Here is a 19520-nt window from a genome sequence, read left to right as displayed (position 1 = left end):
TCTATGAACGTCACACCTCTTGCCATGGGCCTGCCGCTGCATCTGCCGGCCCACGGCCGCGGTCGGGGTTTGTCCCCTGCCCTGAGGCGCCTGCTGCGCCAGCGGCCGGGCAGCTGGGATCTGCCGGAGTTGCCGGAGCAGGGTGGCCCCCTGATTGATACCGGTGCCGTCGCTGAGGCTCAGCGGCGTTGTGCCTCCCAGCTTGGAGCGGAGGCGGTTTGGTTTGGTGTTAATGGCGCCAGTGGCCTGCTGCAGGCGGCCCTGCTGGCCCTGGCTCCCCCTGGCAGCAGGGTGCTGCTGCCCCGCAACCTGCACCGCTCCCTGCTGCACGGCTGCGTGCTGGGCCAGCTGCGGCCCGTGCTGTTTGACCTGCCCTTCGATCCGGCCAGCGGCCTGTGGCTGCCACCTAGTCCAGCCCATCTCGAGGTGGTGCTTGCAGCAGCAGAGCAGGACGGTCCCCTGGCGGCCCTAGTGCTGGTATCGCCCAGCTACCAGGGCCAGCGCGCCGAACTGCCGGCCCTGGTGGCATTGGCCCACGGCCGTGGGCTGCCCGTGCTTGTCGACCAAGCCCACGGCCGCGGTGAGGCCTTGGCTGCTGGGGCTGATCTGGTGGTGCTCTCAGCCCAGAAAGCTGGCGGCGGACTGGCCCAGAGCGCAGCCCTGCTGCTGCAGGGCGGCAGGGCTGATCGCGATGCCGTGGCCCGGGCCCTGCTGTGGCTGCAGACCTCCAGCCCCAGCGCCCTGCTGCTGGCCTCCGCAGCAGCTGCCCTCGACGACCTCACCAGCTCGGCGGGCCGGCGCCGCTGGCAAGCGGCATGGCGTTGCGGCGAGCGCCTGCAGCGCCGCTGCCGTGCACTGGGCTTGCCCCTAGTTGCCAACGACGATCCGCTGCGGTTGGTGCTGCACACCGCTGCCATGGGAATCAATGGGCTGGAGGCCGATGCCTGGTTGCTGCAGCGGGGTGTGATCGCCGAGTTGCCGGAACCGGGGACGCTCACTTTTTGCTTGGGTATGGCGCCGCCCCCTGGGCTGGTGTGGCGCCTGCCCCAGCAGCTGCTGCGCCTGCGGCGGGCCCTGGGGGGAGCACCCCTGCCACCCTTCAGCGCGCCACCGCTGCCGCTGGTAGCGGAGCCGGAGCTGCCCCTGGCTGAGGCCTGGCGCGCTGCGGTGGAAGTGGTTGCTTTGGCGGCGGCAGCTGGACGAATCGCCGCCGAACCCCTTTGTCCTTACCCGCCGGGCATACCCCTGCTGGTGCCCGGCGAGCGGATCGATCTGGCTAGGGCCACCTGGCTGCGGCAGCAGCAGCAGCTTTGGCCGGGCCAGATCGCTGATACGGTGAGGGTTGTGGCCGGATAGGGGGCCGATGGATTCCAGGCAAGCTTCCCAGCAGCCGACCTACCAGTGGGATTTCGTCACCCCTGGGCTGCCGGATAGTGCCTTTGAAGATGCTCCGGGCTTCAGCCCCACCCCCATGGAGCTGAGGGTGATGCTGCTGGCCCATCTGCGCCCCCGCGCCGATTCCCTGGTGTGGGATGTGGGCGGTGGCACCGGTGCCCTTGCCCTGGAAATCGCCCGGCTGATGCCCAGGGGTGCGGTACATACCCTCGAGCGCGACCCCGATGCCATCGAGTTGCTGGAGCAAAACCGACGCCGCTTTGGGATCACCAACCTGCACATTCACGCTGGCGCTGCGCCCGATGATCTAGGCCAGCTGCCCGCGCGCCCAGATCGGGTGCTGCTGGAGGTGGGACGGCCCTTGGGTGATGTGCTGCTGGCGGTATGGGAAGCGCTGGTGCCCCGCGGGCGCTTGGTGATCAGCACCGCCAGCCTGGAGGGTTTGGTGGATGCCACCGATATCTTGGGCCAGCTGGCGGCCCGCGATGTCCAGGTGGTGCAGGCCACCGTGCACCGCATGCAACGGCGCGGCAGCCAGGCCAAATTGGCTGCGGCCGAACCACTGTTTTTGATTGCTGCCGAGCGCTCACCCAGCTCCGAGCCCTCCTGATCGCCGCGTGTTGATACCCCCTCCCCAGCCAGCGAAACCCCGCACCGCCACCTCCCTGCCCCGGCTTCTGAGCGGCTGGCTGGCTGGGGGCTTTGGCTTCGTGGTGGTGATGCTTGGCGGCTGGTGGTTCACGGTGGCCGTGGGAGTGATCGTGCACTTGGGGCTGCTGGAGTTTTTCCGGATGGCCCAGTTCAAGGGGATTCGGCCCGCCACCAAAACCACCTTGGTGGCTGTGCAGCTGCTGCTGGTCACCACCCAGCTGGCCAGTGGCAGTGGCTTATGGGGTGGGGGCTGGTTTGCCGGCGATGTGGCTGCAGCGGTGCTGCCAGCCTCTGGGGCGGTGATCTGCGGCTGGCTGCTGCTGCAGCCGGTCACCGGCACCATCGCCGATATCGCGGCTTCAATTTTCGGGCTGTTTTACCTGGGTTTTCTACCCAGCTACTGGATCCGTCTGCGCGACCTGGCCGGCGACGCTCTGGCGCCCAACCTGGCCGGCCAGCCCTGGCCCGCCAGCGCCGGGCTCGCCCTCACCCTGCTGGCCTGCTTCTTGATCGTTGCCACCGACATCGGCTCCTACGTGATCGGCCGCCGGTTGGGGCGCCATCCGCTTTCGCCAATCTCCCCTGGCAAAACGGTGGAGGGGGCCCTGGGCGGGGTGGCCTGTGCGGTGGCGGTGGGTGCTTTCGGCGGCACCTTGATTGGCTGGAGCTGGGGCTGGCTGATCGGCGCGGTGCTCGGGGCGGTGGTGGCCCTGTTTGCCCTGGTGGGTGATCTCACCGAATCGATGATGAAGCGCGATGCAGGCCTGAAGGATTCCGGTGATGCCATCCCTGGCCATGGCGGGATCCTGGATCGAATCGACAGCTATTTGTTTGTGCCGGCGGTGGTTTACTCGCTGGTAACCCTGGTGTTGCCCCTTTTACAGGGCTAGCGCAGAGCTAAGGGCTCACCTGGGCCGTGCCAATCAGCTGAACCATGCCTGCTTCTATGCGGGCATCACTGATGTGGATGCCAGGATCCATCGGCAGCCTGCTGCTGACGTTGCCGTCAACGGAGCGAATTTCGATGCTGCCCCTAGCTGCCAGCACGGTGGTGGCCAGCTCGACCAGGTCGGGAGCGCCGAGGGCCCGGGCGGCAAACACCAGCTTATCGCGGCACATGCGCAGCTCCACCAGGGGCACGATGCCAAGCAGGGCTTCGCCGAGGCCATCGCCTAAGGCGCGCCACTGGGGGGCGCTGAGGGAGCGGGTGAGGCCGTCGGCGGTGAAGCTCACCTGGCCCTGGATCTCGAAGGCCCGCTCAAGCTGCAGGGGTTGGCCCTTGAGCAGGTTGCCGCTGTGGACCTGGATGGGGCCGCTACTTAGCTCCACCAGCTCGAAGTGGAGGTCTTTGTAGACCACCCGGCGGGCCAGCAGTTGCACGCCGGCCAGGCGACCGCGCAGTAGTTGCAGGCCAGTTCCTTGCAGCTGGATATCGAGACTGCCAATGGCCTGGCACTGCTGGCGCACCCAGAGCTGCAGGCCGCTGGCCAGCAGCTGCATCACCGGCCCGCCTGCTTTGTCGTCGCTGCTGCTCATCGATGGGAAGGGGCGTCGAGCCAGGTGGCGGCGACGGTGGCGGTCTGGTCGAGGTGCGGTAGGTGGCCGCAGGCATCCAGCTCAAGCACCCGCTCTCCTAGCAGGGCCAGGGCCGCCCGCTTCTGGGGTGCCCGCAGGATGCGGTCATTGGCGCCCCACAGCACCGTGATTGGTTGGTGGGGCAGGGGGGAGCCGCCGCCGGCGAAGCCACCGGAGCGGGCAAAGCGCCGCAGGGCATCAGCCCAGCCAGGGCTTTGCAGGTGCAGCGAGGCGATCTCCAGTTCGGCAGCTCCCACGGCGGCGTCTGGATCGGCGAAGGCGGTGCGGCAAAGGCCCCGGCGCACCCCTGGCAGGGCCAGAAAGCGCACGCCCAGGCCGTCGAGGAGGGGCGGCAGGGGCATGGGACGGCCAGTTAGGCCGGCTGGAGCCAGCAGCAGTAGCCGATTCACCTGCTCGGGCAGGCGCCGGGCCAGCTCCACCGCCACCGAGCCACCCATCGAGGCACCGATCAGGCCGAGGGGGGCGGGATTGCGGCCGCCAATTTCCCGCGCCAAAACCTCCAGGTGGCGCAGCACGCCGCTGGGGCTGTAATCGCCGCCGGTGGGCCTTGGGCAGAAGCCAAAGCCGTAAAGGTCGGGAATGAATAGCTGCACGCCGCTGGCCAGCAGGGGGGCCAGACGCCGGAATTCCAGGAAGGAACTATCAAAGCCATGCAGCAGCAAAGCGGGTGGCCCCTCGCCCAGCACGGCCACAGGCCAGGGACCCTCCTCGCCCAGTTCAGGCAGGGGCCACCACTGCACCTGGGCTGCCAGGGCCCTGCCCTGGGGATCGAGCAGGCTGCTGGCCGCTGCCGCCACCAGGGCTTGCTGGGCTGTGGGCTCGCTGTTCACGCGGGCTGGCGCTCGCTGCTGCAGGTGCTCACCAGGGCGGCCAGTAGGTCGTTGGGCCCTACGGCAAAGGGCAGGTGGTGCAGATCGGAATCATCGCGGCAGGCAAAGGCGCAGGCTTGCTGCAGCTGGTGCAGGCCTGCCTCAGCCAGGCCCAGCTCCTCCAGGCTCACCGGCAGGCCGAGCTTGCGGAACAGGGGCAGCAGCTGGCGCCGGGATTGGCCGGCAAGCTGGTTGCCGCCGAGCACCTCCTCCAGCCGCAGCTGCACCAGGATCCCGAAGCCCACCTTCTCGCCATGTAGGCGGCCATGGCTGGCCTCCAGTTGGGTGAGGCCGTTGTGAACGGCATGGGCGGCCACGGTGCGGCAGCGGGCTCCCCCAATTCCGCCGATCAAGCCAGCGCTGAGCCCGCAGGCTTCAGCCACCCGCTCCCAGGCGGGGCCGTGGGGATCCTGGAGGGCAAATTCGGCTTCCAGCATGAGTTGGTCGCGCAGCACCCGGGCCATCTGAACCGCTTGCTGCACCAGGCCATCGCCGCTGGCGCCACTGCTCACCGACGACTCGTACCACTTGGCCATGGCGTCGGCGATGCCGCTTGCCAAGGTGCGGGCTGGGGCTTGGCGGACCAGGTCGTGGTCAAAGATGAGCAGATCTGGGCAGCGGGCCAGGGCCACATCGCCCAGAAAGGCACCTTCAGCTGAATAGATGTTTGCCAGGGCAGTCCAGCCCGCGCAGGTGGCCGCACTGGTGGGCACGGTGATGCAAGGCAGGCTCAGCCGGTGGGCCAGCAGCTTGCCGGCATCGAGCACCTTGCCGCCACCAATGGCCACAACTGCATCGCAGCCTTGCTTTTGACAAATCGCAGCGACCTGTTGCAGGTCTTCTTCGCAGCAGTCGTACTGCAACTCGGCCCAGTGGGGCTGCAGCCCAGCCTGGTGTAGGTCGGCAACTAGTTGCTGCCTCAGCTGGGCTGTTACGGCGCTGCGACCTAGCACTAGGGGGCGCTGGCCCAGGGCCGCTAGCCGCGGGATGCCCTGGAGCCAAGCTCCAGGGCCCCTCAACACCTCTGCAGGTGCGATGGCGTGTTGGCTCAGGGAGTTGCTCATCCCGCTGCTGCTTTCATCCCCAATTGATGGTACGGGCTAGACCCGATCCCCTCAAACCCCAGCTGCAGCCAATTCCGGCTCGGCCGGCAGGGCTGCCTGCTTGCGGATCACTACCTGCTTGTCCTCATTGACATCCACCAGGGCGGAGTCGCCATCGCCGATCCGTCCGGTGAGGAATTCCTCAGCCAGCGAATCTTCAAGCAGCCGCATCACGGCTCGGCGTAGGGGACGGGCGCCGTAGGAGGGGTTGTAGCCCTCTTCCACCAGCCGTTCCTTAAAGGCTTCCGTAACGGATAGGGCAATGCCCTTCTCCAGCATCCGGCCGAACACCTCTTTGAGCATGATCTCGGCAATATCCTTGACCTCGTCGCGGTTGAGCTGACGGAAGACAATGATTTCGTCGAGGCGGTTGAGGAATTCGGGGCGGAAGTATTGCTTCAGCTCCTCGTTAACTAGCGAGCGAATGCGGTTGTAGTTGGTCTCATCCGCGTCACCACCGCCGAACTCGAAGCCGAGGCCGCCGCCGCCCTTTTCAATCACCTTCGAACCAATGTTCGAGGTCATGATTATGAGGGTGTTCTTGAAGTCCACCGTGCGGCCCTTGGAATCGGTCAGGCGACCGTCTTCGAGCAGTTGCAGCAGCAGGTTGAACACATCGGGGTGTGCTTTTTCGATCTCGTCGAATAGCACCACGGTGTAGGGGCGGCGGCGTACAGCCTCGGTGAGCTGGCCACCTTCATTGAAGCCCACATAGCCGGGAGGCGAGCCGATCAGCTTGCTGACCGTGTGGCGCTCCATGAATTCCGACATGTCAAGCCGGATCATGGCTTCTTCGCTGCCGAAGAAGTAAGCCGCAAGTGACTTGGTGAGCTCAGTTTTACCAACGCCGGTGGGGCCGGAGAAGATAAAGCTGGCAATCGGACGGTTGGGATTTTTCAGCCCCACCCTGGCCCGGCGGATGGCACGGGACACGGCCTTAACGGCTTCGTCTTGGCCAATCAAGCGCTGGTGGAGGGTCTCCTCCATGTTCAGCAGCTTGGCTGTCTCGGTTTCGGTGAGCTTCTGCACAGGCACGCCGGTCCAGGAGGCAACGATGTGGGCGATGTCCTCCTCAGTGACCATGGGGGTGCGATCGCCATCGGCGGCGCCCTCAAACACTGCTACGGGTGCACCAGCGGCCACGCTCTCGGCTCCTGGCTCCTCATCCTTACGGGTCTGCAGGATTGAGCGAATCTGCTCGCGCAGCTCTACTTCCTTATCGCGCAACTCACCGGCCTTGGTGAAATCTTGCTCGCGTACGGCCTGCTCCTTGTCTTTTTGGACAGCGCGCAGCTGCTTATCGACTTCCTTAGCGGCAGGAGGCAACTTGGAATTCATCAGCCGCACCCGGCTGCCGGCTTCATCTACCAGGTCGATGGCCTTATCTGGCAGGAAGCGATCAGAGATATAGCGGTCGCCCAGGGTGGCTGCCGCAATCAGGGCCTCATCGGCGATTATGAGGCGGTGGTGAGCTTCATAGCGATCCTTCAGGCCCCGCAGAATTTCGATCGTATCGATAACGGAAGGCTCGCCCACCATCACCGGCTGGAAGCGGCGCTCTAGGGCCGCGTCGCGCTCGATGTGTTTGCGGTACTCATCAAGGGTGGTGGCACCAATGCACTGAAGTTCGCCCCGGGCTAGGGCAGGCTTGAGAATGTTGGCGGCATCGATAGCACCTTCTGCCGCACCTGCGCCAATCAAGGTATGCACCTCATCGATCACGAGGATTACATTGCCGGCGCTGCGGATCTCCTCCATGATTTTTTTGAGGCGCTCCTCAAATTCACCTCGGTATTTGGTGCCTGCCACCAGCAGGCCAATGTCCAAGGTGAGGACTCGTTTGTCTTCGAGGATGTCTGGAATATCACCAGAATTGATTCGCTGAGCCAAGCCTTCGGCGATGGCTGTTTTGCCTACACCAGGCTCGCCAATTAGCACCGGATTATTCTTAGTGCGACGACCCAGTATTTGAATTACCCGCTCAATCTCGTTCTGACGGCCCACCACCGGATCGAGCTTGCCATCGGCGGCCTGCTGGGTGAGGTTGCTGCCGAACTCGTCGAGGGTGGGGGTTTTGGTGGAACCCTTGCCGCTGCCGCCACCGGCGGCTACCTCGGCTGTTTCGCCCAGCATGCGGATCACCTGGGTGCGCACCTTGGCCAGATCAACGCCAAGGTTTTCCAGGACCCGAGCAGCTACACCCTCGCCCTCGCGGATCAAGCCAAGCAGCAGGTGCTCGGTGCCGATGTAGTTGTGACCAAGCTGGCGAGCTTCTTCTAGGGAGAGTTCCAAAACTCGCTTGGCGCGAGGGGTGAAGGGGATCTCCACGGCAACGAAGCCGGAACCTCTGCCGATGATTTTTTCAACCTCAACGCGGGCATCTTTGAGGTTCACCCCCATCGATTTGAGCACCTTGGCGGCAACGCCAGTGCCCTCACCGATCAGGCCAAGCAAGATCTGTTCGGTGCCCACAAAGTTGTGGCCAAGGCGGCGGGCCTCCTCTTGGGCCAGCATGATCACCTTGATGGCTTTCTCGGTAAACCGCTCGAACATTGGCCTAGGCCTGGTACAAGTGCATCCAAGCTACCAGGGTTAACAGGTGTGGTGTGGTTTACGCCGCATCAAAGGCAGATCCCCTGCGGTAGCTGGCTCTAAGGCGTTCGAAGGCAACAACGCAAATCACTGAATTGCCGGTCATTAGCAATAAGAAAAGCCGGTTATCCACACCATCGCTACGCATCATTGAGCTCAGATAACCGAAGCCATTGGATCAGGGCGTCTTCACCATTGCGGTAGTAACCGCGACGCACACCCGCATCACGGAAGCCCAAGCGGCGGTATAGGGCCACTGCCGCAGTGTTCGCCGGCGCAACTTCCAGGGTGGCGTGCAGGGCCCCCTGCTGCCTTGCTTCCAGCACCAGGGCCTTCAGCACCTGCTGGCCCAAGCCCCGGCGCCGCTGCTGTGGATCCACCGCCACCACGGTGATGTGCAGTTCATCCACCACCAGCCAACCGCTAGCCATGGCCAGCAGCTGCTGCCCTTGCCAAAGCCCCACCCCCGGGCGCCGCTGCTCCGCCAGCTCGCTCTGCCACTGGGCGCGGTTCCATAGGCCGCCGAGGCTGGCCTGGTCGAGGCCTAAGCAGGCCTCCAGGTGCTCAGGTGCCAGGGCCGCCTGGTGCAGCGCCGCCAGGGAGGTCCTTACATTCATGCTCACTTGACCCGCGCAGCCAAAGCCATGCTGACCCCCCATGAGCCCGCTGCGCTGCTGAATCCCTTTGAAAGCGATAGGGATCCCCATAGTCCTAATCGCAATCTCACCCCCCTCACCACTGCCCTCGACAGGGAGGGGCGCCTAGTGGTGGGTGGCTGCCTGCTGAGCAACCTGGCCCGCGATTACGGCACACCTTTATTTGTGCTCGATGAAGCCACCCTGCGGGGCACCTGCCGGGCCTATCGGGAAGCCCTCGCCCAGCACTACCCAGGGCCGTCCCTAGCCATCTACGCCTCCAAGGCCAATAGCTCCTTGGCCATAACTGCCCTGGTGGCATCGGAAGGCCTGGGCCTTGATGCGGTTTCTGCTGGCGAGCTGCTCACCGCCCTGCAGGGCGGCATGCCGGCTGAGCGCATCGTTCTGCACGGCAACAACAAGAGCCGCGAAGAGCTGGCCCTGGCAGCCGAGCAGGGCGTCACGGTGGTGGCTGACAACTGGCGCGATCTTGAGCTGCTGGCTGCCCTAGCCCCTGACTTGCGGCGACCCGTGCAGCTGATGCTGCGTTTTACGCCGGGCATTGAGTGCCACACCCATGAGTACATCCGCACCGGCCACCTCGATAGCAAGTTTGGCTTTGATCCCGACCAGCTCGAGGCGGTGCTGCAGCACCTGGCGACCTGCTCTTGGGCCCAGCTCACCGGGCTGCACGCCCATATCGGCTCCCAGATTTTCGAGCTCCAGCCCCACCGCGACCTGGCTGGCGTGATGGCCGATGCCCTGGCCTTGGCCCGCTCCCTGGGGCACCCGGTGGTTGATCTCAACGTGGGCGGTGGCCTGGGTATTCGATACACCACCAGCGACGATCCGCCGAGCATCAGTGAGTGGGTGCGCAGCGTGGCTGAGGCGGTGGTGGCGGCCTGTCAGGAGCGGGGGCTGGAGCTGCCCCGCCTGCTCTGTGAACCGGGGCGTTCCCTGGTGGCCAGCGCCGGGGTCACCCTCTACGAGCTGGGCAGCCGCAAGGACATCCCCGGCCTCCGCACCTACCTCTCGGTGGACGGCGGCATGAGCGACAATCCCCGGCCGATCACCTACCAGTCCCAATACACGGCGGTGTTGGCTGATCGCCCCACGGCCGAGGCCAGCGAAACCGTCACCGTGGCTGGTAAGCACTGCGAATCTGGCGACGTGCTGCTCAAGGATTTGGCCCTGCCGCCCGCTGGTAGCGGCGATGTGTTGGTGGTTTTTGCCACCGGCGCTTACAACGCCTCGATGAGCTCCAACTACAACCGCATCCCTCGGCCAGCGGCGGTGCTAGTCCACGATGGGGTCGCTGATTTGGTGCAGCGCCGCGAGCAGCCGGAAGACCTACTGCGCTACGACGTTTTGCCAACTCGGTTGCGATCGGTAGGGTGAGTTAATCGACTGGAGTACACGTGATCGGGCCGCAACTGGGTGAGTTGCTCCGGCTGATCGATTTGCGCCTGCTCCTTGATCTGCTGTTTGCCTTCGGCCTGGGCGTGCTTGTGCTCGGCCGGGTCACCGAGGCCCGCACCCTCTGGCTGCTACGGGGCTATTTGCTGCTGGTGGCCCTGGCCTGGGTGGTGCAGCGCTACGCCAACCTGCCGCTCACCAGCAAGCTTGTTGATGCCCTGGTGCTGGCCTGCAGCCTCGCCCTGGCGATTCTCTGGCAGGGGGAGCTGCGCCGGCTGATGGAGCTGCTTGGCACCGGCCGCCTCGGGGTTTTGTTTGGCAGCCGCAGTCAAGACCAACTGGGATCGGGATCGGTGGCGGTTTTGAGTGAGGCTGCCGGCCGCCTTTCCCAGGCCCGCCGCGGCGGCTTGATCGTGGTGGATCTGGGCAGCGACCTGCGCCCAGAAGACTTCTTGAATCCCGGCATTGGCCTCGACGCCAAGCTGTCGGTGGATTTGCTGCTCAACCTGTTTGCCGCTGACACGCCGCTGCACGACGGTGCCGTGCTGGTGAAGGCCAACCGCATCGTCGCCGCCGGGGTGATCCTGCCCCTATCGCGCCAGGGCATCAACCGCTATGGCACCCGCCATCTGGCGGCTCTGGGGCTGACCGAGCGCTTCGATCAGTGCCTGGCGATTGTTGTGTCGGAGGAAACCGGCACCCTGTCGCTGGCGAGTCAGGGGCGCCTGGAGCGGCCGATTACCAGCAGCCGTTTGCACGACCTGCTCAGCCAGGCCCTGGCCTTGCCAGTTGGGCGTAGCGTGGCGAAGGACACGCCGGAATCACGCGGATGAGTCGCGCCCTGGCGACCACCACTGCGAACGCCTCCCTGCCCATTCCGGCTGGCCTCGATCCCGCGCGCCTGCCGGTCCATGTGGCCGTGATCATGGACGGCAATGGCCGCTGGGCAAAGCAGCGCAACCTGCCCCGGGTGATGGGCCACCGCGAGGGGGTTGAGGCCCTTAAGCGCACCTTGCGGCTCTGCAGCGACTGGGGCATCGGCGCCCTCACCGCCTACGCCTTTTCCACCGAAAACTGGAACCGCCCTGGCGAGGAGGTGAGCTTTCTGATGGCCTTGTTTGAGCGGGTGCTGGCCCGCGAGCTTCAGGCCCTGGAGCAGGAGCAGGTGCGGATTCGCTTTCTTGGCGATCTTGAGCCCCTGCCGGAGGGTCTGCAGCGCCTGATTGCCGATGCCACCGAGCGCACGGCAGCCAATACGGGCATTCACTTCAACGTTTGCACCAACTACGGCGGCCGAGCCGAGCTGGTGCGGGCTGCCCAGCGACTGGCCCTGCGCTGCGTGGCTGGGGAACTAGATCCTGCCGCAATCGATGAGCAGCAGCTTGCCGCCGAGCTGCACACCGTTGGTGAGTGCGATCCGGATCTGCTGATCCGCACTAGTGGCGAGAGGCGCATCAGCAATTTCCTGCTGTGGCAGCTCGCTTACGCCGAAATCCACATCACCGATGTGCTGTGGCCTGATTTCAATCAGGCGGCCCTGCTCAATGCCCTGCTCGACTATCAGGGCCGCCAGCGCCGCTTTGGTGGTGTCGAACCCTGCTGAACTCGCCTTGATCACGCGTCACGACTGGTCCCGTTCCGAAATTCAAGCGCTGCTGGAGCAGCCGCTGATGGAGTTGCTTTGGCAGGCCCAGCAGGTGCACCGCGCCGCCAACCCCGGCTACCACGTGCAGCTGGCCTCACTGCTCAGCGTCAAGACCGGCGGCTGCGAAGAGGACTGTGCCTACTGCCCCCAGTCGCTGCACAACAGCAGCGATGTGGCGGGCCGGCCTGAGCTGGAGGTGGAGCAGGTGCTGGAGCGGGCCCGGGCCGCCAAGCAAGCCGGGGCCCATCGCTTCTGCATGGGCTGGGCCTGGCGTGAGATCCGCGACGGCGCTCCCTTTGAGGCAATGCTGCAGATGGTGCGCGGCGTGCGCGAGCTGGGCCTGGAGGCCTGTGTAACCGCCGGCATGCTGAGCTACTCCCAGGCCGAGCGCCTAGCTGCAGCCGGCCTCACCGCCTACAACCACAACCTCGACACCAGCCCCGAGCACTACGACCGGATCATCACCACCCGCACTTACCAGGAGCGGCTTGAGACCCTGGCCCGGGTGCGGCGCTCCGGCATCACCCTCTGTTGTGGCGGCATCATCGGCATGGGCGAAACCGCTGCTGACCGGGCCGGTCTGCTGCAGGTGCTGGCCAATCTGGATCCCCACCCGGAGAGCGTGCCCATCAATGCCCTGGTGGCGGTGGAGGGCACCCCCCTAGAAGATCTGCCGTCAGTCGACCCCCTAGAACTGGTGCGGATGGTGGCCACGGCCCGGATCCTGATGCCCCAGGCGCGGGTTCGGCTCAGTGCCGGCCGCGAGAAGCTGGGTCGGGAAGCCCAGATCCTTTGCCTGCTGGCAGGGGCCGATTCGATTTTTTACGGCGACACCCTTCTCACCACCTCCAATCCAGCGGTGGAGGCCGACCGGGAGCTTCTGGCCGCCGCCGGCGTGCAGGTGGGCGGATGAGTGTGCTGGTGGCGGCGTTTTATCGCTTCGCCGCCCTGGAGGGCCTGCCAGAGCTGCAGCGCGAATTGGGAGATCTGGCAGCAGCCGAGGGGGTAAGCGGCACGATCCTGCTGGCGGCTGAGGGGGTAAACGGCACGATTGCCGGAGCAGATGTTGGCGTGCAGGCGCTGCTGGCTCGGCTGCGGCAGGTGGCAGGCCTGGAGCGGTTGGAAGCCAAGTTCAGCCGCTCGGAGATTCAGGCTTTCCACCGGCTCAAAGTGCGGCTCAAGCGAGAGATCGTCACCATGGGCGAGCCCCAGGTGAGTCCCTATCTGGCTTCGGAGGTGGGTACCCACGTGCCCCCTGAGCGGTGGGATGCCTTGATCGCCGACCCTGAAACCCTGGTGATCGATACCCGCAACGCCTACGAGGTGGAGATCGGCAGCTTTGAAGGTGCGATTGATCCGGGCACCGCAACTTTTCGCGAGTTTCCCGAGTGGGTGGAGCGGGAGCTCAGGCCGCTGGTGGAGCAGCGCCAGCCCCGGGCGATTGCGATGTTCTGCACCGGCGGCATCCGCTGCGAGAAGGCCACGGCCTACCTGCAGCAGCAGGGTTTTGCCGGGGTGCACCACCTGGAGGGCGGCATTTTGCGCTACCTCGAGGAGATCCCCGAGCAGCTAAGCAGCTGGCGCGGCGAGTGCTTCGTGTTTGATAAGCGAGTAGCCGTCAACCACCAGCTCGAGCCCGGTGAGCACAGCGTTTGCCATGCCTGCGGCCTGCCGCTTTCGCCTGCCGATCGCAAGCTGGCCAGCTACGTGGCCGGGGTGAGCTGCCGCCACTGCCTCGAGCGCTTCAGCGACGCTGATCGGCAGCGTTTCGCTGAGCGTCAGCGCCAGATGGAGCGGGCTCGCCAGCGGGGTGAGTGCCACCTCGGCGGGCGCCCCGTTGGCTGATCACCAGCCAATTTTGTATAGCTTTCGCCGTTGCCCCTACGCAATCCGGGCGCGGCTGGCCTTAGCTGCCGCTGGCCTGCAGCCTGGCCAAAACCTGGAGCTGCGCGAGGTGAGTCTCAAGGCCAAGCCCCCCGAGCTGCTGGAGGCCTCCGCCAAGGGCACGGTGCCAGTGTTGGTGTTGGGGGCTCAGGTGCTGGATGAAAGCCTGGCGATCATGCGCTGGGCCCTGGAGCGCCGCGATCCTCACGGCTGGTTGGCAGGCTGGAGCCCAGCCCAGCTGGCCGATATGGACGCACTGATCGCCGCCAACGACGGCCCCTTTAAGCAGCACCTCGATCGTTTCAAATACCCCAATCGCTACCCAGGGGAGTCAGCCAGCACCAACCGGCTTGCTGGCCTCACGATCCTGCGTCGCTGGAACGAGCTACTGGGGGCCGGCGGCTGGCTGCTCGGCGATCGCCCTTCCCTGGCCGACTGGGCCCTGCTGCCCTTCGTGCGCCAGTTTCGCCTGGTAGATCCGGCGGGCTTTGATGCCGAGCCGCAGTTGGCTGCGCTCCAGGCCTGGCTGGGTCGGTTTTTGGCATCTCCGGAGCTGGCGGCGGTTCAGGAGTTTCCCTGGGCTGCGCGGGCCCCTTGGCGCTCACCTGGCTTGCTTTATCACCTGGCGTTGCGGCCGGAGTGGCAGGCGGCCCGGGTCGATGGCGTGTATCGCCGCTCCACTAGAGGCTTGGCTCTGGAGTCGGTGGGCTTCATCCACCTCAGCTCAGCGCACCAAGTGCCGGCAACTGCTAACCGCTTCTACGCCGATCTGCCCGCCGCTGAGGTGTTGTTGCTTACGATCGATCCCCAGCGCCTGGCGGCTGCCGGTTTGGAGGTGCGCCTCGAACCTGCTTACGGCGGGGAGCTCTTTCCCCATCTCTATGGGCCCTTGCTCCTGGGGGCCGTGCTTCGCGCCGAGCCCTGGCTGCGGTGACCGTGGGCGACGCCAGGGGCGCTGGAGGGCAATTTGTATATTTTGATGCAAAATGACGCGCCTAAAGTTTTCTAATAAGGGCTGTGTATGGATCGCCTTCGCGAACTTTTTGCCCTGGTGGAAGTCAACGGCACCACCACTGCCAAAGCCATCCAGGCTCGCATTGCAAGCAGCGGCATCTGCCTAGACGACTTTCGCCTGGCCTCCACCATGGCCAAGTTGAAGGAGCTGGACAAACAACAGATCGATTTCGCTGGCTTCTCAGCCCTGGTGGGAGAGGAGCTTTTGATGCTGAGCCGCGCCTTTAAGCGCGAGCTCATTATCCCCGACTGGCAGGAGTTCTGCACCGACATTGGGACGGTGTTTAAACATGTGGCCCCGGAGCGCAGCGGCAGCAATGCCGACTACATCCCGATCCTGCGGGATGCCGATCCCGAGAAATGGGGGGTGGCAATCTGCAGCGTCGATGGCCAGCGCATGGGCTTCGGTGATGTGGATGTTTACCACTCCATTCAGTCAGTTTCCAAGCCGCTCACCTATGCCTTTGGCCTCGCAAGGGAAGGCGTGGAGTTCATCAACCAGTTTGTGGGGGTGGAGCCCTCCGGCCGCCCCTTCAATTCCCTTGAGCTGCTACCCGACCAACGGCCTTTCAACCCCTGCGTGAATGCTGGGGCGATCATGATGGCCGGCCTGGTCGCCTCGGGAACCCCCGAGCTGGACGCCCGCCAGATCACCCAGACGATCATGGATCTGTGGGCAAATCTCAGCGGCGGGATCGCCCCGGTGCGCTTCAGCGAAGAGACCATGCTCTCGGAGCGGGAAACCGCAGACAACAATTTTGCGATTGCCTACCTGCTGCGCGGCGGCCGGGGCCTACCCCGCGGCGTTGATCTCCACAAGATGATGGACGTTTACCTCTCGTGCTGCAGCATCGAGATGAACGCCACGATGCTCTCGATAGCGGCGGCCACCCTGGCCAATGGCGGCGTCTGCCCGATCACCGGCCAGCAGGTGCTCAGCACAGATGTGGTCAAGAAAACCCTCTCGGTGATGCAGGCCTCGGGGCTCTACGACAACGCCGGCACTTTCACCCTGGAGGTGGGCCTGCCGGCCAAATCGGGGGTTGCAGGTGCAGTGATGGTGGTGATCCCCAACCTGATGGGTTTTGCCACCTTCTCGCCGCGCCTCGATGCCTACGGCAACTCGGTGCGCGGGGTGAGCTTCTGCCAGCAGCTGGTGGATCGCTTCACCTTCCATATCTATGACAGCCTCTCGGGAGGCCGCAGCGGCTGCAAGCGTGACCCCCGCGCCTCCCAGCACAGCCGCAAGCAGCGGGATCTCAGCGATCTGCGCTGGGCCGTATCCCATGGCGACCGCTACGCCACCAAGGTGCGCGATCTGATGCTCGACTGCATGGTGTCCATAACCCTGGCCGACGGCGAAATCGAGGCGCCGGAAATCTCCAGCATTGCCGAGGCCTATGCCGAGATCATGGGTGAGCAGCCAGATCCCCAATCCCTGCAGACCCTGGTCGCAGCCACCCAGACCCTGACCCTGGGAGCCGAAGCCCCCTTCGCTGCCCTGCTGGAGCGGCTGCGCCAGGAGCTGCCCCTGCTCGATGACAACGGCCGCGAGCTGATCCTGGAATCCGCCTTCCGGGTGGCCTGCGCCGACGGCGAGATCGAGCCGGAGGAAGACCTGCAACTGCGGGCGATTGCCCATGCGCTGGCCATCAATGAGGGGGTGCTGGAGCTGGAGATCGCCCGCTTCCAGAGGCGGCTGACGCGTCCTAACTGATCAGGGGAACCCCACCACCTAGGTGGACATCAGGTACTTGTGGACCAGGAAGCCATCGAAGGCCTTGGCCCCGAGTTGGTCGAGATGGTCCATCTCACTGGCGATCGTGGCTGCTTGTTTCACGGAAGCACCTCCAGCTGAAGCACCTTGGCGGCCTGGTTGAGGCGTCGGTCGAAACAGGCAAAGGTCAGCGGAAGGGCAAAATGCCCATGCAACTGATGGGCAGCTGCCAGCTGAACGCTGTCGTAGCCGCGCAGGCCAAAAGCCTCGGCAAATACACCAGCTTTTTCGACCAGCGGCTGGGTGATATCCGCGATCGCAAAGCCAGGCCAAGCCTGCTCAAACATGGATCGAGCCTGGGCTATTCCAGACTGACTAGCACCCTTGAAACGAGTGCGCTGGGCAAAGGCAGCCATCGACTCAGCCCAGGTGATCCTGCAGACCGCGATTCCTTCCGATGAAGAGCTTGCCTTGATCATGCTCTCGCTGCCCTGCTCGTCGATGAAGAGCTTGAGAATGGCAGAGGTATCACAAAAAAGGATCACAGTGTCTAACCACGATCCTCGATCACGATGTCACTCATCAGTGGGCCACCATCATTCAGCTTTACGGGTGGTGAAATAACAGGATTCTCGCCATTCCAGCTGATCACGCCGGCATCAATCGCCTTCTGCAGCGGATTGGTTGAGGCTGAAGCAGCTGGCTTCAGCGCCGTGATGCGAGCGATGGGCTTGCGATGGGAGGTGACTTCCACCACCTCGCCAGACTGAGCACGGGCTAGCCATTCGGAGAGATGGGTCTTGAGATCCCGAACCGAAACCTGGCTTGCGACTACTTCAGACACGCTTGGCACCATATGTGCGACCATATTAGTCGCTACCCGCCATGATGGAACTCTGGCCAACGGCTGAGACTGGCCCTGGCCCTGGCGGTTGTGGATGTCCAGCTCTTCCCCCGAGGCACCTACTTGCCCCAACCCCAGCTTGGAGCAGCTGGAGCAGGAGGCCCGTACGCGGGGCCTGTTGCTGCGCCTGCAGGTGAGCCGGCCGGCGGGGCTGGCCTGGGGGCTGCGGGTGGGAGTGGCGCGGCGGGATGGGGAGAGGCTGCTGCTGCTGGGCGAGCTCAAGGGCTGGGCCCTGCCGAGCGCCAGGGGCCTGCGGCTGGACACGATGCGGGTGCAGGCTGGGGATGACACGGCAGCTTTGGGTCCGCTGATCTGGGCGGCCACCTTTGCCTGGGCCCTGGAAGCCACCCCCTGCCTCCAGGCCACGATCCTGGCGATCCGCGACAGCGACGCCCAGCACCGCCGCCTAGTGCGCTATTTCCGCGGCCTGGGCTTTGCGCCCCTGCGGGAGCTCGCTGCGGGCCCCGCCGATCTGGCTCCCCGCTTGCTCTGGGGTGGCTCGGGCCTGTTGATGCGGGCGGACTGCGCCGAGGTGCTGCGGCGCAGCGTCCGCCGCCTGGGTGGGCTGGATGGGCTTTGATCCCCGCCGCTGGCGTCCAGCTCCCGGCAGCCCTCCAGTCACCAGCAACGTCGATGCCCTCCTGGCTGAAAACGATGCCCTGCGCCGCGAAGTGCAGGCCCTGCGCCGCCGGCTGGAGCAACTTTCGGCGCAGGACCCCCAGCCTGGCCCGACCTATGGCCATGGCCTCAGCCCGGATCAGCTGCAGCGCTGGGGTCAGGCGATGGCCGCCCACCCCCAGTGGCAGGCGCTGCGGATCGGTCCACCGGGCGGATTGCGGGGGGTGATCGAGGAGCTGCGTCGCCACTGGACGAATCCGGCGCTCAGCCTGGAGCAGGAGCTCGACCGCCGCTCCCCTGGCCTGGGCACCGCCCTGGCCGAAGCGCTCCGGGGCCCCCACAGTCGGGCCCGCTGGGCCGTGCGGGCGGCCTTTGCCCTCTATGGCCCCCGGGCGCCGGAGTGGCTCACTGAAGCGCCGCTCCAGGTGGTGGTGGAGTTGGGGCGCCGCCAAGCCCAACTGGGCCAGCGCCGCCGCGGCACCCGCACCGAAAACCACTCCCGGGGCCCGACCACCTCCCAGAACTCCTCCCAGAGCTGGGCCCAGAACTCGGCCCCAGACCCCCGCGGCGAGGCCCTGCGGGAGCTGGGGCTAGAGGCCGGGGCGAGCCCGCAGATGGTCAAGCGGGCCTATCGGCGCTTGGCCAAGGCCCACCACCCCGATCTGGGTGGCGATCCCCAGGCCTTTCACCGGCTGGAGGCGGCCTATCGGTTGCTGATGGAATGATTCAAAACTGCAGCTGCAGTTGCAGGTCGGCGGCCAGGAACAGGGACACGCCAGGGTGACCGTGCCGTAGTGGGACCCATTGGACTCGCCCGAGCTGCCGCTGGCCAGATAGCCCCCGCCCAGCTGAACCTGGGGGGAGGAATCCTGCGGGAGATGGTCTGACCCTGGCGCCAGATCGGTGCCACCAGGGCGCTGGCTCCGGGCAGCTGGGTGAAGGTCCACTGCAGGGTGTGCAGGCTGCCCTCGCTTGTGCTCAGGTCGGGGCTGACCCCGAACAGGCCTGCCAAGGCAACTTGGGAATCGAGCCAGAAGGAGCCCTGGTGCCACGTAGGGGTTGATCGGCGGGCCGTCGATGTTGAAGTTGAGCGTGTTCCTGAGGGCTGAGTGCACGTATTGATCGAGCACCGGCGTCGACACGAAGCCTGGATTGAGGGAGAACACCCCAGCTTTCAGCGCCAGTTCCCCCGTGCCGGCCCGGCGCTCAATGGTCGCCTCCGTAAGCCATAGGCCAGTGGGATGGGCCGCGTTTTGCAGGGGGTAAGCGGCTCCGATCGCGGCGTTGAGCTGGGGATCGCCGCTCGGGTTTCCCAGCGGCTGGGCCTGCAGGTTGAGGTCGAGGTCGATCCACCCAGGAACATTCGGCAACCGTTTGAGCCTTGCAGAACAGGATCCCTGGCGTGGGGAGCCAGCACTCGCGGCAAGTATTGCTGGCTGCAGCGGCGAAGACAATCGCAGGGACGGCTGGTCAGGCAAGCA

19 protein-coding genes are annotated in these 19520 nt (G+C 65.3%); 12 read left to right on the top strand and 7 right to left on the bottom strand.

The features are described from left to right. Positions 1–3: 3 nt before the first annotated feature. The 3 genes from U9970_RS08500 to U9970_RS08490 are packed head-to-tail and all read left to right on the top strand — an operon-like array spanning position 4 to position 2936. Complete coding sequence (locus U9970_RS08500) at positions 4–1356, top strand: Orn/Lys/Arg family decarboxylase (protein WP_322763873.1); 1353 nt, start codon at positions 4–6, stop codon at positions 1354–1356. Positions 1357–1363: 7 nt separating this feature from the next. Next, on the top strand, positions 1364–2005 hold the full coding sequence (cbiT, locus tag U9970_RS08495; protein WP_322763872.1) for a precorrin-6Y C5,15-methyltransferase subunit CbiT: 642 nt from the start codon (positions 1364–1366) through the stop codon (positions 2003–2005). A 10-nt stretch (positions 2006–2015) separates the two neighbouring features. After that, complete coding sequence (locus U9970_RS08490) at positions 2016–2936, top strand: phosphatidate cytidylyltransferase (protein WP_407653110.1); 921 nt, start codon at positions 2016–2018, stop codon at positions 2934–2936. A gap of 7 nt (positions 2937–2943) precedes the next feature. Here the strand turns inward: U9970_RS08490 and U9970_RS08485 are convergent, their stop codons facing one another. The 5 genes from U9970_RS08485 to rimI form a co-directional block, all read right to left on the bottom strand. Then, on the bottom strand, positions 2944–3582 hold the full coding sequence (locus U9970_RS08485) for an LmeA family phospholipid-binding protein (protein ID WP_322763871.1): 639 nt from the start codon (positions 3580–3582) through the stop codon (positions 2944–2946). Next, a complete protein-coding gene (locus U9970_RS08480; protein WP_322763870.1) occupies positions 3579–4472 on the bottom strand; it encodes an alpha/beta fold hydrolase in 894 nt (297 codons plus the stop codon). The genes U9970_RS08485 and U9970_RS08480 overlap by 4 nt, the downstream gene beginning before the upstream one ends. Beyond that, a complete protein-coding gene (locus U9970_RS08475) occupies positions 4469–5575 on the bottom strand; it encodes an iron-containing alcohol dehydrogenase family protein (RefSeq protein WP_322763869.1) in 1107 nt (368 codons plus the stop codon). The genes U9970_RS08480 and U9970_RS08475 overlap by 4 nt, the downstream gene beginning before the upstream one ends. Before the next feature lie 51 nt (positions 5576–5626). Beyond that, positions 5627–8167, bottom strand: a complete 2541-nt coding sequence (locus U9970_RS08470) for an ATP-dependent Clp protease ATP-binding subunit (RefSeq protein ID WP_322763868.1) — start codon at positions 8165–8167, stop codon at positions 5627–5629. 179 nt (positions 8168–8346) lie between these two features. After that, entirely contained in the window at positions 8347–8823 is a 477-nt protein-coding gene (rimI, locus tag U9970_RS08465; protein WP_322763867.1) for a ribosomal protein S18-alanine N-acetyltransferase, read from the bottom strand. Between the two features lie 27 nt (positions 8824–8850). Here rimI and lysA point away from each other — a divergent pair, with 27 nt between their 5' ends. The 7 genes from lysA (at position 8851) to glsA (ending at position 16517) form a co-directional block, all read left to right on the top strand. Next, the gene (gene lysA, locus U9970_RS08460) at positions 8851–10239 is read left to right on the top strand and encodes a diaminopimelate decarboxylase (protein ID WP_322763866.1); all 1389 of its coding nucleotides are present in this window, start codon (positions 8851–8853) and stop codon (positions 10237–10239) included. 20 nt (positions 10240–10259) lie between these two features. Further along, the gene (gene cdaA / locus U9970_RS08455) at positions 10260–11090 is read left to right on the top strand and encodes a diadenylate cyclase CdaA (RefSeq protein ID WP_322763865.1); all 831 of its coding nucleotides are present in this window, start codon (positions 10260–10262) and stop codon (positions 11088–11090) included. After that, entirely contained in the window at positions 11087–11860 is a 774-nt protein-coding gene (locus U9970_RS08450) for an isoprenyl transferase (RefSeq protein WP_322763864.1), read from the top strand. Before cdaA ends, U9970_RS08450 begins: the two co-directional genes overlap by 4 nt. 67 nt (positions 11861–11927) lie before the next feature. Further along, the gene (bioB, locus tag U9970_RS08445) at positions 11928–12815 is read left to right on the top strand and encodes a biotin synthase BioB (protein WP_322766073.1); all 888 of its coding nucleotides are present in this window, start codon (positions 11928–11930) and stop codon (positions 12813–12815) included. Further along, complete coding sequence (trhO, locus tag U9970_RS08440; protein WP_322763863.1) at positions 12812–13747, top strand: oxygen-dependent tRNA uridine(34) hydroxylase TrhO; 936 nt, start codon at positions 12812–12814, stop codon at positions 13745–13747. Before bioB ends, trhO begins: the two co-directional genes overlap by 4 nt. Next, a complete protein-coding gene (locus tag U9970_RS08435; protein WP_322763862.1) occupies positions 13740–14720 on the top strand; it encodes a DUF952 domain-containing protein in 981 nt (326 codons plus the stop codon). The genes trhO and U9970_RS08435 overlap by 8 nt, the downstream gene beginning before the upstream one ends. An 87-nt stretch (positions 14721–14807) precedes the next feature. Then, a complete protein-coding gene (glsA, locus tag U9970_RS08430) occupies positions 14808–16517 on the top strand; it encodes a glutaminase A (protein WP_322763861.1) in 1710 nt (569 codons plus the stop codon). A 119-nt stretch (positions 16518–16636) separates the two neighbouring features. Here the strand turns inward: glsA and U9970_RS08425 are convergent, their stop codons facing one another. Then, positions 16637–17062 carry a type II toxin-antitoxin system VapC family toxin gene (locus U9970_RS08425; protein ID WP_322763860.1) on the bottom strand — a complete coding sequence of 142 codons (426 nt, stop codon included), beginning with the start codon at positions 17060–17062 and terminating at the stop codon, positions 16637–16639. 5 nt (positions 17063–17067) lie between these two features. After that, positions 17068–17361, bottom strand: a complete 294-nt coding sequence (locus tag U9970_RS08420; RefSeq protein WP_322763859.1) for a type II toxin-antitoxin system Phd/YefM family antitoxin — start codon at positions 17359–17361, stop codon at positions 17068–17070. Positions 17362–17455: 94 nt separating this feature from the next. On the opposite strand from U9970_RS08420, the gene U9970_RS08415 reads away from it, so the two are divergent. Both U9970_RS08415 and U9970_RS08410 read left to right on the top strand, forming a co-directional pair. Continuing rightward, positions 17456–18001, top strand: coding sequence for a hypothetical protein (locus tag U9970_RS08415; protein WP_322763858.1), 546 nt, complete (start codon positions 17456–17458; stop codon positions 17999–18001). Continuing rightward, positions 17991–18764 (top strand): DnaJ domain-containing protein, encoded by a 774-nt coding sequence (locus U9970_RS08410; protein ID WP_322763857.1) that lies wholly within the window; start codon positions 17991–17993, stop codon positions 18762–18764. The genes U9970_RS08415 and U9970_RS08410 overlap by 11 nt, the downstream gene beginning before the upstream one ends. Positions 18765–19520: the final 756 nt, after the last annotated feature.

The organism is Cyanobium usitatum str. Tous (assembly GCF_963920485.1).
Classification (GTDB): Bacteria; Cyanobacteriota; Cyanobacteriia; order PCC-6307; family Cyanobiaceae; genus Cyanobium_A; species Cyanobium_A usitatum_A.
Note: the sequence above shows the minus strand (reverse complement) of the source record. Positions and strands in the feature narration are given on the sequence as shown.